Here is a 13,948-nt window from a genome sequence, read left to right on the forward strand (position 1 = left end):
CCCGCTCATCGCCCTCCCCACCTATCGTCATCCTCCGCGAAGGCGGAGGATCGCTCTCGGCAAACGCGCCACCTCAAGTCAGCGAGGGCCTCAACCGCTCCTCCGGTCAAGCCGAAAGAGGACGACGAGGGGAGGCCAGCAACGCTTCTTGACGAACACGCTGCCGCCATCGTGCAATCCCGGCATGCACTTCTACGTCTACATCGTGACCAACCGCCCCTACGGCACGCTGTATATCGGCGTCACGAACGACATCGCCCGCCGCGCCTGGGAACACCGCGAGGGAATCGTCGCGGGCTTCACTAAACGCTACGGGCTCAAGCTCCTCATCCATGTCGAAATTTTCGACAGCATCTCCGAAGCGATCCACCGCGAAAGGCGCCTGAAAACCTGGAATCGCGCCTGGAGGATCGCGTTGATCGAAAAGGAAAACCCGAACTGGGATGACCTCTATCCTACGCTGCTGGAATAGCGTACCCGGCACCTACTCTTCGGTCATCCCACCCCACTTCGTCATCCTCCGCGAAGGCGGAGGATCATTCTCCAAGCATCTTCCACCTCAAGTCAGCGCAAGCCTCAACCGATCCTCCGCCTTCGCGGAGGATGACGGCGGCGGCGGTGGTCAGTGGCGGCGGCGACGCTTAGCCAACAACGATCGCCGAGCGCTCCCCAAACACCGCGCTCCCCACCCGCACGTCCGTCGCCCCCATCGCGATCGCCGTCTCGAAATCCCCGCTCATTCCCATCGACAGCGAGGCCAATCCCAGCCGCCGCGCAATCTTCGCCAGCAAAGCAAAATGCGGCGCCACCACCGCATCGACCGGCGGAATGCACATCAGCCCATCCACCGCGAGCCCATGCACCTCGCGGCAGCGCGTCACGAACGCATCGACCTCCGCCGGCGCGACGCCGGCCTTCTGCGCCTCCTCGCCAGTGTTGACCTGCACCAGCAGCCTGAGCATCCGCCCCTGCTTACGCATCTCGGCCGCCACCGCCCCGGCGATCTTGTCCCGATCGATCGTGTGGATCGCGTCAAACAGCGCCACCGCCTCGCCCGCCTTGTTCGATTGCAGCGGCCCGATCAGATGCAGCTCAATCCCTGCCGTCTCAGCCCGCAGCGCGGGCCATTTGCCGGCGGCCTCCTGCACCCGGTTCTCGCCGAACACCCGCTGCCCCGCCCCGATCGCCGGCCGGATCGCATCCGCCTCGAAAGTCTTGGAAACCGCGATCAGCCGCACCGAGCCCGCCGCCCGCCCGGCCGCCTTTTCGGCAGCAGCGATGCGCCGGCGAATGTCCGCAAGATTATCGGTCGCGCTCATGGTGCGGGCATATAGCACCGCCCTTCCGGTTGACCGAACCGCATGATTCTGGTGAAGGTCCGCGACCCAAGGAAACCCGCCCGGAATCCCGGAAAAATACGCCGCAAAACCCATGGCCATCGAACGCTACAATCCGCGCGCCGTCGAGCCGCGCTGGCAGGCCGTCTGGGCCGAGAAACGCATCTTCGAGACCGACAACGAAGACCCACGGCCGAAGTATTACGTCCTCGAGATGTTCCCCTATCCATCGGGGCGCATCCACATGGGCCACGTGCGCAACTACACGCTGGGCGACGTCTTCGCGCGCTTCATGCGCGCCAAGGGCTACAACGTCCTTTACCCCAAGGGCTGGGACGCGTTCGGCCTGCCGGCTGAAAACGCCGCCATCCAGAACGGCGTCAATCCGCGCGACTGGACGTACGACAACATCGCCGCCATGCGCGACCAGCTCAAGATGATGGGCCTGTCGCTGGACTGGTCGCGCGAATTCGCGACCTGCGATCCGGAATACTACGCCCAGCAGCAGAAGCTGTTTCTCGACATGCTCGAGAAGGGTTTGGCCTATCGCCGGAAGTCCAAGGTCAACTGGGACCCGGTCGACCAGACCGTGCTCGCCAACGAGCAGGTGATCGACGGCAAGGGCTGGCGCTCGGGCGCCGTCGTCGAGCAGCGCGAGCTGACCCAGTGGTTCTTCAAGATCTCGGCCTACAGCGACGAGCTGCTCGCCGCGCTGGATACGCTCGACCGCTGGCCGGAAAAGGTCCGCCTGATGCAGCGGAACTGGATCGGCAAGTCGGAGGGCATGCGCGTCCGCTTCCCCTTCGCCGGCGATCATCCGTCCGGCTTCGACACCGTCGAAGTCTTCACCACCCGCCAGGACACGCTGTTCGGCGCGAGCTTCATCGCGATCTCCGCCGACCATCCGCTGGCGACCGCGTTGTCGCATCACGACGCGAAGCTGACGTCGTTCATCGACGAGTGCCGTCGCACCGGCGTCAGCGCCGCCGCGATCGAAACCGCCGAGAAGATGGGCTACGACACCGGCCTCACGGTCCAGCATCCCTTCGTCGCCGACCTCAGGCTGCCGGTCTACGTCGCGAACTTCGTGCTGATGGACTACGGCACCGGCGCGATCTTCGGCTGCCCGGCGCACGACCAGCGCGACTACGACTTCGCCAGGAAATACGATCTGCCGATCCGCCCGGTAGTCGCCCCGGTCGACACCTTCGACTCAGACAAGGATCTCGTCGTCTGGCTGGAGCAGCTCGCCTCAGGCAAGGAGGCCTACGTCGACGACGGCACGCTGATCAACTCCGATTTCCTCGACGGCAAAAGCGTCGCCGAGGCCAAGGAAGACGTCGCCCAACGCCTTGAATCGACGACGGTTTTCGGCGCCCCCCAGGGCGTGCGCCAGATCAACTACCGCCTGCGCGACTGGGGCATCTCCCGCCAGCGCTATTGGGGCTGCCCGATCCCCGTGATCCACTGCCCCGAGCATGGCGTCGTTCCCGTTCCGGCGAAGGATCTGCCCGTCCGCCTGCCCGACGACGTCACGCTCGACAAGCCCGGCAACCCGCTCGATCACCACCCGACGTGGAAGCACACCACGTGCCCGATCTGCGCGCGCCCGTCCCTGCGCGAGACCGACACGATGGACACCTTCGTCGACTCGTCGTGGTACTTCGCCCGCTTCACCGCGCCCCACGCCGAGACGCCGACCGACCGCAAGGCCGTCGATGCGTGGCTGCCCGTCGACCAGTACATCGGCGGCATCGAGCACGCGATTTTGCACCTGCTCTACTCGCGCTTCTTCACGCGCGCGATGAAGGCCACCGGTCACGTCGGCCTCGACGAACCGTTCGCCGGCCTGTTCACGCAAGGCATGGTCGTCCACGAAACCTACCGCAACGCCGACGGCACCTGGGCCTCGCCCGCCGAGATCAAGATCGAAGGCGAGGGCGAGCACCGCAAGGCGTGGGACGTCAAGACCGGCGCGCCCGTCGAGATCGGCGGCATCGAGAAGATGTCGAAGTCGAAGCGCAACACCGTCGATCCGAGCGACATCATGCAGAGCTACGGCGCCGACACCGCCCGCTGGTTCATGCTGTCCGACTCGCCGCCCGAGCGCGACGTGATCTGGACCGAGGATGGCGTCGCCGGCTCGTTCCGCTTCGTCCAGCGCATCTGGCGCCTGGTCTCGGAATGGACCGAGGACAAGGCTACGCCCGGCGCCGCCGCCGGCGCCAATGCCGCCAGCCCCGAGGCCGTGGCGCTGCGCAAGTCCGCCCACCGCGCGCTGGCAGCGGCCGAAGACGCGATCCGCACGCTCCGCTTCAACGTCGCCGTCGCCCGCATCTACGAGCTGACCAACGCTGTCGCTTCCGCCATCGCCAATCCTGCCAAGGACGCGATGCTGCGCGCGGCAATTACCGAGGCGCTGGATATCCTGGTGCAGATACTGGCGCCGATGATGCCGCACCTCGCCGAGGAGTGCTGGGTGGCGCTCGGCCACGACGGCCTCGTCGCTTTGCGGCGGTGGCCTGAGGTCGATGCCGCGCTGCTCACCGAGGACAGCTTCACGTACCCGATACAAATCAACGGCAAGAAGCGCGCTGAATTGACAATCGCCATCGACGCGCCCCAAGCTGACGTGGAGAAGGCTACGCTTGCCCTCGACGCGGTTCGCCGGGCACTGGACGGTCAGGTACCCAAGAAGATCGTCGTCGTACCGAAGAGGATCGTGAATGTCGTCGTCTGATCCCGCCCGCTACTACCGCCTCGCCTTCGCGGCGGCCGGCGCGTTCATCCTTTCGGCGTGCACCGTTCAGCCGCTCTACGGCCCGACGCCGTCGGGCAGCACGGTTTCCACCGCAGTCAGCCACGTCGCCATCGACCAGGTCGATACCCGCGTCGCGCAGGTGCTGCGCAACAAGCTGATTTTCGATCTCGACGGCGGCCAGGAGCCGAGCGCCCCGCTCTACCGCATGAAGCTCACCGTCTCGTCGGCCGAAAGCGCGCTGGGCGTCACGCCGATCGAGGCCGCGCCCGCCTACTCGCTGACCGTGCAGGCGACCTACGAGGTGACCTCCGTCGCCACCGGCGTGATCGTGCTCCGGGGCACCAGCCGCGGCACTGCATCGTTCGACCGCGTCACCCAGGCATACGCCAACACGCGCGCCAAGCTGGACGCCGAGGATCGCGCCGCCGCCGAAGCTGCCGACGACATCCGCATCCGCTTCGCCACGGCCGCCGCCAAGGGCACCATCTGATCGCAATGCGCCGCGCCGCGTTCTGCATCGCAGCGCTGATGTTGGTCGCCGAACCCGCACACGCCGATTGGTGGACGACCATCGAGAAGGACGGCGACGGCAGTGACATGGCCGTCATGCAGGGCAGCGCCCAATACAACTTTGTCGCCTTCCTGCTGTGCAAGAAGGACAGCCAGAAGCACGTCATGCTGCAATGGGGCGACGGCAAAACGCCCACGCCCGAGCTCAAGACGACCAACGATCTGACGCTGACCATCAAGACCGACGAAGGCGTGCATACCTCGACGGGCGTGTGGTCCGACTACGGCACCGGCCACGAGATTCTGGAATACGCCAACCTCTACGAGACCAACGAGATCGCCGATTTCATCGGCCGGTCGAAAGACACGGTGACCTTCATTTTCGACAGCCCGTCGCTCAAGGTGCACGATGGCGTTGTCTCGTTCGCCAACGGCGCCGCTGACGCCGCCGCGAAATTCACCGCCTTCTGTCCCAACTAAAGCTTTGCCGGGCCGTGCGCTCGGCGCCGGTGCGCACTAGATTGGGCCGATGGTGCAGATCAAATCCCCCGACGCCGACCGCCTGCTGGCCAAGCCCGACGCAAAGATCCGCGTCGTCCTGATCTACGGCAACGACGAGGGCCTGGTCGCCGAGCGCGCCGATAAATTCGCCGCCGCCGTCGCCGGCAAGGACGGCGAGCACGTCCGCCTCGACCCCTCCGCGCTGTCGGAAAATCCCGGCCGCCTCGCCGACGAGGCCAACTCCATCCCGATGTTCGGCGGCAACCGCGCCATCTCGCTGCGCGTCAGCGGCAACCGCGCCGTCGATGGCGCGGTGCAGGCCATTCTCGCGGCGCCGCCGCAGGATTCGTGGATCGTCGTCACCGCCGGCGACCTCCGCAAAACCTCGCCGCTGCGCAAGCTCGCCGAATCGAGCGCCGCCGCGTGGGCGATCCCCTGCTACGCCGACACCGACCGCGACCTTGACCGCATCATCGACGAGGAAACCCGCGCCGCGAAACTGACCATCGCCGACGACGCGCGCACGGCGCTGAAAGGCCTGCTCGGCAGCGACCGCATGATCAGCCGCTCCGAGATCCAGAAGCTGACGCTCTACGCCTCCGACAAAGGCGCGATCACGCTGGACGACGTCCGCGCCCTCGTCGGCGACGCCGGCCCGTCGGCCACCGACGAGGCCGTGGACGCCGTCGCCGAAGGCGACGCTGCCGCGCTCGACCTCGGCTATCGCCGCCTGGTCACCGGCGGCACGCCCGGCTTCGTCATCGCCGGCGCCGCGCTCCGCCATTTCAATTTCCTGCAGAAGGCACGCGCCGCGGTCGACGGCGGCGAAAGCCCGGACGCGCTGGTCCGCCGCGCCGTCCCGCCGATCTACCCTTTCTCCCGCCAGTCCGCCGTCGCCCGCCAACTGGAACGCTGGACCGCGCCGCGCATCGACCGCGCCCTGACCATGCTCGATCAGGCGATGCTCGACTCCCGCCTCCACGGCCCGATCACCGACGAAATCATCGCGCAGGCCCTGCAACTCGTCGCCGCCATCGCCCCGGCCCAGCGCCGAAACGCCTAGCCTCACCAGCCTCGGCCCGGCCTACCTAACCAAACCCAGGCCTATCCTTCCCTCCGCCTTCCCCGCGAAGGCGGCGACCCCAGGTGCCAACCAACCTCAGCCCGCCGAAGCTTTCCGCGCCTTGCGAGCGCCGGCCCGAGCCCGCCGTTTCCTCTTCGCCCCCGCCAGCTCCACCTCCAGCCCGGCAACGATGAGCGTCAGCCCGGCCTCAAACGCCGCCTCCGGCCCGTTCTTCCGGTAGTAGCGGAGCGACTTTCCGAACAGCGGCAGCTTCGCCGCCGCCGCGGCCAGTTCCTCCTGCCCCCAGACACGTTCCTCCGCCTGTTCCGCCTGCTCGTCGATCGCGCTGCCGAGGGCAAACCGCCCCGCCGAGATGAGCGCCAGCGTGGCGATCTCGACCGGAAAGCCGGCATCGACGAGGCAGCGCAACTGGCTTTCCAGCCGCACGAAATCTTCGACCTCGGCTTCCGCCCCGGCATGCAGCCGCCCGCCGTCGCGGTGCGCCAGCAGCGCGCGCCGCAGGCTCCGCGCATTTTCGCCGATGAAGCGCCGCCAGTCGTCCCCCGGCCGCGGCACTTCGTACGTGTGGTGCCGCCGCAGAATTTCCTGCCCCATCGCATTCACCAGCGCGCGTTTCGAAGCGAAGTGCCAGTAGAGCGCCGGCTGCTGCACGTGCAGCCTGTCGGCCAGCCGCCGCGTCGTCAGGTCGTCGAGACCGACCTCGTCGAGCAGGCCGATGGCGGCGTCGATGATCTGCTGGCGTTCGAGTTTCATGGACGGTCGCCCGGGGGTTGACGAAACCGAACTTATCATCGATAAGCGAATTTATCGACGATAAATTATCGCCTCCGGTGTGCATATGAACAAACCCCTCGCCGTCATCCTCGCCGCCGTCACGATCGACTCGATCGGCATCGGCCTCATCTTCCCGATCCTCCCGGGGCTGCTGCGAGAGGTCACGCATTCGCCCGACGTCGCCCTGCTCTACGGCGTCATCCTCGCCCTTTACGCCTTGATGCAATTCATCTTTTCGCCCGTCCTCGGCGCCCTCAGCGACCGCTACGGCCGCCGCCCGCTGCTGCTGTTGTCGCTCGGCGGCACCGCGATCGACTATCTGATCATGGCCTTCGCACCGGTCTTCGCCGTGCTGCTCGTCGGCCGCATCGTCTCGGGCATCACCAGCGCCTCGATGTCGATCGCCACCGCCTACATCGCCGATATCACGCCCGAAAACGAACGCGCCCGCCGCTTCGGCTACGTCAGCGCCTGCTTTGGCCTCGGCTTCATCATTGGCCCGATCGCCGGCGGCCTGCTCGGCGAATACTGGATCCGCGCGCCCTTCCTGCTCGCCGCCGCGCTCAACGCCGCGAACTTCGCCCTCGCCCTTTTCGTCCTGCCCGAGTCGCGCACCGGCGAGGCGAAGCCGCTCAGCCTCGCGTCGCTAAGCCCGCTCGGCCCGATGAAATGGGCGCTCGGCCTCACGGCGCTGCTGCCGCTGCTCGCCATCTTCGTCATCTTCGCGCTGGTCGGAAATATTCCGGGCACGATCTGGGTGCTCTACGGCCAGGACAAGTTCGGCTGGGACATGCTGACCGTCGGCGCCTCGCTCGCCGTCTTCGGCCTCTGCCACGCCGGCTCGCAGGCTTTTCTCACCGGCCCGCTGGTCGCCCGCATCGGCGAATGGCCGACCATGATCCTCGGCATGGTCTTCGACGGCCTCGCCTTCGTCCTCGTCGGGTTGGCGACCCAGGGCTGGATGCCCTTCGCGCTCGCCCCGCTCTTCGCCGCCGGCGGCGTCGGCCTGCCCGCGCTCCAGGCGCTGCTGTCCAATCAGGTGAGCGGCGAGCGCCAGGGCGAGTTGCAAGGCGTGCTCGCCAGCCTGCAAAGCCTGACGGCCATCGTCGGCCCGCTGGTTGGCACGGCCGTCTACGCCGCGACGATCGACGTCTGGATCGGCGCCGTCTGGTTCCTCGGCGCCGCCCTCTACGCCCTCACCCTGCCGCTGCTATTCGCGGGCCGGCGGCGCGCCGCCCAGCCGGCCTGACTTCGCAGCAGGAAGCGATAAGCGATAAGCATTCTCCCCGCTTTCCCCGCGAAGGCGGGGACCCAGGTGCCAAGCCAAGCGCTGCCTCTGATTGCTCCGAACTGCTCGCTACCCCCGCAGCCGCCGCACGACGTCGTCGAGCTGCTCCAGCGACGTGTACTTGATCCGCACCTCGCCCTTGCCGCCGCGATGCGCGATCGTCACCTCGAGCCCGAGCACATCCGACAGCCCCTTCTCGACGGCGCGCGTATCGGCGTCCTTCGGCCGCGCCTTCTGCCCGCTCCTGCCCTTGCGCTCGCCGGCGCCCAGCGCCTCGACATCGCGCGTCGTCATCCCCTCGTCGAGGATGCGCTTCGCCACCGCGAGCGGATCGGGCAGCGTCACCAGCGCCCGCGCCTGGCCCGCCGTCAGTCGCCCGTCCATGACGAAAATCTGCACAGCCTCAGGCAGCGTTATCAGCCGCAGCGTGTTGGCGATGTGCGACCGGCTCTTGCCGATGATGTCGGCCAGCGCCTCCTGCGAATACGAATACTCGTCGATCAGTTGCTTGTAGCCCTGCGCCTCCTCGATCGCGTTGAGGTCGGCGCGCTGCACGTTTTCGATGATCGCAAGCTCAAGCGATTCCTTGTCGCTCGCCTCGCGCAGCACCACCGGCACATCGTGCAGCCCCGCCTTCTGTGCCGCCCGCCAGCGTCGCTCGCCGGCAATGATCTCGTAGAGATCCGGGCCGACCGAGCGCACGATCAGCGGCTGGATGACGCCCTTCTCCTTGATCGAGGCCGTGAGGTCGGCGAGGTCAGGATCGCGAAATGCCTTCCGCGGATTGCTCGGGTTGGGCCGCAGAAACCCCACCGGCAACCGCCTCGGCGGTCGCGGACCGCGGTCGACCGGCGTCGCCGCGACGTCGGTCTTTGTCTCGCCGATCAGCGCCGCGAGCCCCCGCCCCAGCCTGCTCCGCGCTCCTTCGTCGGCCATCTCTCAACTCCCCGAATCTTGTTCCGCCACCAAATCGACTACGCCGCTCGCAGCAGCCGCTCGCGCTGGATGATCTCCGCCGCCAGCTTCAGATACGCTTGGCTGCCGCTCGAATTGAAATCGTAAAGCAGCACCGGCTTGCCATAAGACGGCGCCTCCGACACGCGCACATTGCGCGGGATGATCGTCTCGTAGACCGCGTCGCCCATATGCGCCCGCACGTCCGCCGCCACCTGGCCCGACAGGTTGTTGCGCGCGTCGTACATGGTCAGCACGATGCCATGGATCGACAGCTCCGGATTGAGCGCCGCCTTCACCTGCTCGACGGTCGACAGCAACTGGCTCAGCCCCTCCAGCGCAAAGAACTCGCACTGCAGCGGCACCAGGATCGAATGCGCGGCCGTCAGCGCGTTGATGGTCAGAAGGTTCAGCGACGGCGGGCAGTCGATCAGGATGTACGAATAGTTTCGGGGCCGACTCGGATCGTCCTCCCCGGCCCCGAACAGCGCCGTCCGCAGCCGGTAGGCCCGGTCCTGCCGGTCGGCGATTTCCAGCTCAACGCCGAGCAGGTCGAGCGTCGAAGGCGCCACCGAAACCCGGGGCACCGACGTGGCAATCGCCGTCTCCGCCACCGTCGCCTCGCCGAGCAGCAGATCGTAGGTCGAGACGCTGCGGCTCTTGCGGTCTACGCCCAGCCCCGTCGAGGCGTTGCCCTGCGGATCGAGATCGACGATCAGCACATCCTCGCCGATCGCCGCCAGCGCCGTGCCGAGGTTGATCGCCGTCGTCGTCTTCCCCACCCCGCCCTTCTGGTTGGCGAGCGCAATCACGCGCGGGGATTTGGGCAGCGTCATGCGTCCGTTCTATCCTGATTCGCCGGCGCGCCGCAGAGCGCCGATGTCGAGAATCACACCCTCCCCCGTCAGGCTTTCGTGCCGATTGACGCTGAAGCTCCAGCGCCGGCGAGCTTCCGAAAGCTCCGCCTCGGCATCCTGCCCTTTCATGAATGCCGCCGGCACCCCCTTTGCCATAACCGGCTCCGCCAGTCCCAGCAGCGCGTCCAACGGCGCCAGCGCCCGGGCGGTTACGCGATCGACCGGCTCTGTCCAGCCGGCCAGCACATCCTCGATCCGCCCTTCGTGTACCTGCGCCGCGGCCCCGGTTTCGCGGATGGCAGCACGCAAGAAGGCACACTTGCGCCGATTGCTCTCAACGAGGTGGACCACCCCGCCCTCAAGGCAGATCGCCAGTACCATGCCCGGCAAGCCTGCCCCTGCCCCGAGATCTATCCACCGCTTGTCACGCGGAAATAGTCTGAGGAGCTGCGCCGAATCCGCGATGTGCCGCCGCCAAATCTCCGGCAGCGTCTTCGGCGATACGAGATTTTCGGCCGGCTGCCACTTGCGCAGCAGGGCGACGAAGGCCTCCAGCCGCTCCCCTGTTTCACGTGAAACAGGATAGACGTCCCGGAGCGCCGCGATGCTGTCGGCCAAAGTCAGGCGACCCGGCGCGGCGGTCCGCGCTTGGCCCGGGCCAGCACCAGCGTCAGCGCTGCCGGTGTCATGCCCTCGATCCGCCCCGCCTGTCCGAGCGTAACCGGACGTGCCGCTGCCAGCTTCTGCCGAAGCTCAGTGGATAGGCCCTCGACGCTGGCGTAGTCGATGTCGCCGGCCAGCGTAACCGCGTCGTCCTTCCGGAGGCTGGCGATGTCGGCATCCTGCCGCTCCAGGTAGACCGAATACTTGGCCTCGATCTCGATCTGTTCGGAGGCGAATCGACTGAGGCCACCGAGCTCCGGCCAGACCCGCGCAAGGTCGGAAAGCTCGATGTCCGGCCGCGCCAGCAGCTCAAACGCCGACCGGCGAACACCGTCATGATTGAGATGGATTCCGACCTTCTCCGCCTCGTTGGGCGTCAGCGTAAGCTGGTCGAGCATCGCCTTTGCCTTCGCCAGTGAAGCGAGGCGCGCACCGAAGGCCAATGCCCGCTCACTGCCGACGACACCGAGCTTGATCCCCAGCGGCGTCAACCGCTGGTCGGCATTGTCTGCCCGCAGCGACAGCCGGTACTCAGCCCGCGATGTGAACATCCGGTAGGGCTCGGAAACCCCACGGGTGGTCAGGTCATCGATCAACACGCCGACGTAGCCATCGGCACGCCCAACCGTCACGCCCTCCCCACCGCCCGCAATTCTGGCTGCGTTGATGCCGGCGATCAGACCCTGGGCTCCGGCCTCCTCATAACCCGTGGTGCCGTTGATCTGCCCAGCCAGAAACAGCCCGCCAACCGCCTTCGTCTCCAGCGTCGGCTTTAGCTCGCGCGGATCGACATGGTCGTATTCGATGGCGTAGCCCGGGCGGACGATCCGCGCCTTTTCCAAGCCCGGAATGGACGCGACCAGCGCCTTCTGCACGTCTTCCGGCAGCGAAGTCGAAATGCCGTTCGGATAGACCATGTCGTCGTCCAGCCCCTCCGGCTCGAGGAAAATCTGGTGGCCGTCGCGCTCGCCGAAGCGGACGACCTTGTCCTCGATCGACGGACAGTAGCGCGGGCCGCGGCTGGTTATGTCGCCGGAATACATCGGCGACCGGGCGATGTTCGCCTGGATGATGGCGTGCGTCGCCGCCGTCGTCCGGGTGATGTGACAATCGACCTGCGGCGTCGTGATCGCCGTCGTCATGGTCGAGAACGGCTCCGGCGGATTGTCGCCCGGCTGCCGCGTCAACGACGCCCAGTCGATGGTCTTGCCATCGAGGCGCGGCGGCGTCCCGGTCTTCAGGCGCCCCATCCGCAGCGACAGACCTTCCAGCGTCTTCGCCAGTCCTATCGATGGCTTCTCGCCGACCCTCCCGGCCGGGATCTTGACCTCGCCGATGTGGATGAGACCGCGCAGGAAGGTGCCCGTGGTGATGACCACGGCACCCGCGCCAAGGTGCCGGCCGTCGCCAAGGACAACGCCGGTCACCCGGCCATTCTGCAGCGTAAGATCCTCGACCTCCGCTTCGACGATCTCGAGATTGGCCTGATGGCGGAGAAGATCCTGGACCGCCGCCTTGTAAAGCTTGCGGTCCGCCTGCGCCCGCGGGCCCCGGACCGCCGGACCCTTGCGCCGGTTCAGCACCCGGAACTGGATGCCGGCCCGATCGGCAGCGACGCCCATGATGCCGTCGAGCGCATCGATCTCGCGGACCAGGTGGCCCTTGCCCAGTCCGCCGATAGCAGGGTTGCACGACATTGCCCCGACGGTGGCGAACGAATGCGTGACCAGCGCCGTCCGCGCACCCACGCGAGCCGCGGCCGCCGCGGCCTCGGTGCCGGCGTGGCCACCGCCGATTACGATGACATCGAAGGAGCGGGACTGGTTCATGGGACGGGGATAGCCGGGGTCGGCCACAGGGTCAAAGGGCAGGGGTGTTTCACGTGAAACATTGGCGTCACTTCCCGACGCAGAAGTCGCGGAAGATCACGTCGAGCAAATCTTCCACGTCGATCCGACCCGTAATTCGGCCAAGCGAATCCGAGGCCCGGCGCAAATCCTCGGCCCGGATTTCCAGCGGACTTGTCCCCGTGGCGCGCGCGGAAACAAGCGCGTCAAGCGCCGCACGGACTGCCGAGCGATGCCGGGCGCGAGTGATCAGCGCGGACTCCGCCGGCGGCAATCCGGCTGCGATCTTGCCTGTCAAAAGCGACAGCAGATCGTTGAGACCTTCGCCGGTCGCCGACGACACCTGCGCGTCGAACCCGGCAGCGATCAACGATCGTTCGGCAACCGATTCGATCAGGTCGATCTTCGTTGCGACCTTGATCGCGCCGGGGAGGAGAGCTGGGCTTGCCGCGGCCATGACGTCGGCGACCCACACCACGATATCCGCGCCAGCCGCACGTACCTCCGCGCGCCGGATGCCTTCGCGCTCGATGCCGCCCTCAGCCGCGCGGAGGCCGGCTGTATCGACCAGCGTCACCGGGTAGCCGCCCAGATCGAGTTTCACTTCGATGAGGTCTCGGGTCGTGCCAGGCTCCGGGGCGACAATGGCGACGTCGCGCTGGGCGATGGCGTTGAGGAGACTCGACTTGCCGGCGTTGGGTGCGCCGAGGATGACGATCTCGGCGCCGTCGCGCAGGCGCTCGCCACGCTGGTCCGCGAGATGGTTAACCATTTCTTTTTCCAGCTCGGCGACCATGTCCCAAGCCTGGACACTGACGGAGCCAGGGATGTCTTCCTCGTCGGGAAAATCGAGCTCCGCCTCGATCAGCGCCCGGGCGCGGATCAGCTTCTCGCGCCAGCCGTCGTAAAGACGCCCGAGCCCGCCATCGGCCTGATGCAGCGCCTGCCGTCGCTGGGCCTCCGTCTCCGCATAGACCAGATCGGCCAGCCCTTCGACCTGAGTGAGGTCCATGCGCTGGTTGGTGAAGGCGCGTCGGGTGAACTCGCCCGCGTCGGCCAGCCGGAAACCCGGCAGGGCCTCCAGCGTCGCCAGCAGCGCGGCGACAACGGCACGGCCACCGTGAACGTGGAATTCGGCGACGTCTTCGCCGGTGAAACTCGCAGGCGCCGGGAAGAAAAGAACCAGACCCTTGTCGACCGTGTTGCCGTCGGCACCGCGTATGGAATGCAGAGAAGCCCGGCGTGGTTCCGGAATCGAATCGATCAGCGTTTCGAGTCCGAATCGGACGCCGGGACCGGATATGCGGATGATCGCCACCCCAGCCGGGGGAGGGCCGCTCGACAGGGCGAAGATGGTGTCGGCCGAGGACAT

The 13,948-nt window shown here is 67.0% G+C and carries 13 protein-coding genes; 6 read left to right on the forward strand and 7 right to left on the reverse strand.

All coding sequences use genetic code 11. The features are described from left to right. The first annotated feature begins 148 nt into the window (after positions 1-148). Positions 149-472: a GIY-YIG nuclease family protein gene (locus WDM94_01645; protein MEJ0011329.1), complete on the forward strand. Its 324-nt coding sequence runs from the start codon at positions 149-151 to the stop codon at positions 470-472. 169 nt (positions 473-641) lie between these two features. Here the strand turns inward: WDM94_01645 and WDM94_01650 are convergent, their stop codons facing one another. After that, positions 642-1,319: a YggS family pyridoxal phosphate-dependent enzyme gene (locus WDM94_01650; GenBank protein ID MEJ0011330.1), complete on the reverse strand. Its 678-nt coding sequence runs from the start codon at positions 1,317-1,319 to the stop codon at positions 642-644. Between the two features lie 112 nt (positions 1,320-1,431). On the opposite strand from WDM94_01650, the gene leuS reads away from it, so the two are divergent. The 4 genes from leuS to holA are packed head-to-tail and all read left to right on the forward strand — an operon-like array spanning position 1,432 to position 6,172. Next, positions 1,432-4,077, forward strand: coding sequence for a leucine--tRNA ligase (leuS, locus tag WDM94_01655; protein ID MEJ0011331.1), 2,646 nt, complete (start codon positions 1,432-1,434; stop codon positions 4,075-4,077). After that, positions 4,064-4,588, forward strand: a complete 525-nt coding sequence (lptE, locus tag WDM94_01660; protein MEJ0011332.1) for an LPS assembly lipoprotein LptE — start codon at positions 4,064-4,066, stop codon at positions 4,586-4,588. Before leuS ends, lptE begins: the two co-directional genes overlap by 14 nt. 38 nt (positions 4,589-4,626) lie before the next feature. Next, entirely contained in the window at positions 4,627-5,088 is a 462-nt protein-coding gene (locus tag WDM94_01665) for a hypothetical protein (protein MEJ0011333.1), read from the forward strand. Between the two features lie 49 nt (positions 5,089-5,137). After that, positions 5,138-6,172 carry a DNA polymerase III subunit delta gene (holA, locus tag WDM94_01670; GenBank protein MEJ0011334.1) on the forward strand — a complete coding sequence of 345 codons (1,035 nt, stop codon included), beginning with the start codon at positions 5,138-5,140 and terminating at the stop codon, positions 6,170-6,172. Positions 6,173-6,268: 96 nt separating this feature from the next. Here the strand turns inward: holA and WDM94_01675 are convergent, their stop codons facing one another. Then, positions 6,269-6,946, reverse strand: a complete 678-nt coding sequence (locus WDM94_01675; GenBank protein MEJ0011335.1) for a TetR/AcrR family transcriptional regulator C-terminal domain-containing protein — start codon at positions 6,944-6,946, stop codon at positions 6,269-6,271. An 85-nt stretch (positions 6,947-7,031) separates the two neighbouring features. On the opposite strand from WDM94_01675, the gene tet reads away from it, so the two are divergent. After that, the gene (gene tet, locus WDM94_01680) at positions 7,032-8,216 is read left to right on the forward strand and encodes a Tet(A)/Tet(B)/Tet(C) family tetracycline efflux MFS transporter (protein ID MEJ0011336.1); all 1,185 of its coding nucleotides are present in this window, start codon (positions 7,032-7,034) and stop codon (positions 8,214-8,216) included. A gap of 108 nt (positions 8,217-8,324) precedes the next feature. Here tet and WDM94_01685 read toward each other — a convergent pair whose 3' ends face one another. The 5 genes from WDM94_01685 to mnmE form a co-directional block, all read right to left on the reverse strand. Then, positions 8,325-9,191 carry a ParB/RepB/Spo0J family partition protein gene (locus tag WDM94_01685; protein MEJ0011337.1) on the reverse strand — a complete coding sequence of 289 codons (867 nt, stop codon included), beginning with the start codon at positions 9,189-9,191 and terminating at the stop codon, positions 8,325-8,327. 38 nt (positions 9,192-9,229) lie between these two features. Further along, positions 9,230-10,045 (reverse strand): ParA family protein, encoded by an 816-nt coding sequence (locus WDM94_01690; protein MEJ0011338.1) that lies wholly within the window; start codon positions 10,043-10,045, stop codon positions 9,230-9,232. 9 nt (positions 10,046-10,054) lie between these two features. After that, positions 10,055-10,684, reverse strand: coding sequence for a 16S rRNA (guanine(527)-N(7))-methyltransferase RsmG (gene rsmG / locus WDM94_01695; GenBank protein ID MEJ0011339.1), 630 nt, complete (start codon positions 10,682-10,684; stop codon positions 10,055-10,057). Between the two features lie 2 nt (positions 10,685-10,686). After that, positions 10,687-12,558: a tRNA uridine-5-carboxymethylaminomethyl(34) synthesis enzyme MnmG gene (mnmG, locus tag WDM94_01700; GenBank protein MEJ0011340.1), complete on the reverse strand. Its 1,872-nt coding sequence runs from the start codon at positions 12,556-12,558 to the stop codon at positions 10,687-10,689. 67 nt (positions 12,559-12,625) lie between these two features. Beyond that, positions 12,626-13,948 (reverse strand): tRNA uridine-5-carboxymethylaminomethyl(34) synthesis GTPase MnmE, encoded by a 1,323-nt coding sequence (mnmE, locus tag WDM94_01705; GenBank protein ID MEJ0011341.1) that lies wholly within the window; start codon positions 13,946-13,948, stop codon positions 12,626-12,628.

The organism is Bauldia sp. (assembly GCA_037200845.1).
Taxonomy (GTDB): domain Bacteria; phylum Pseudomonadota; class Alphaproteobacteria; order Rhizobiales; family Kaistiaceae; genus DASZQY01.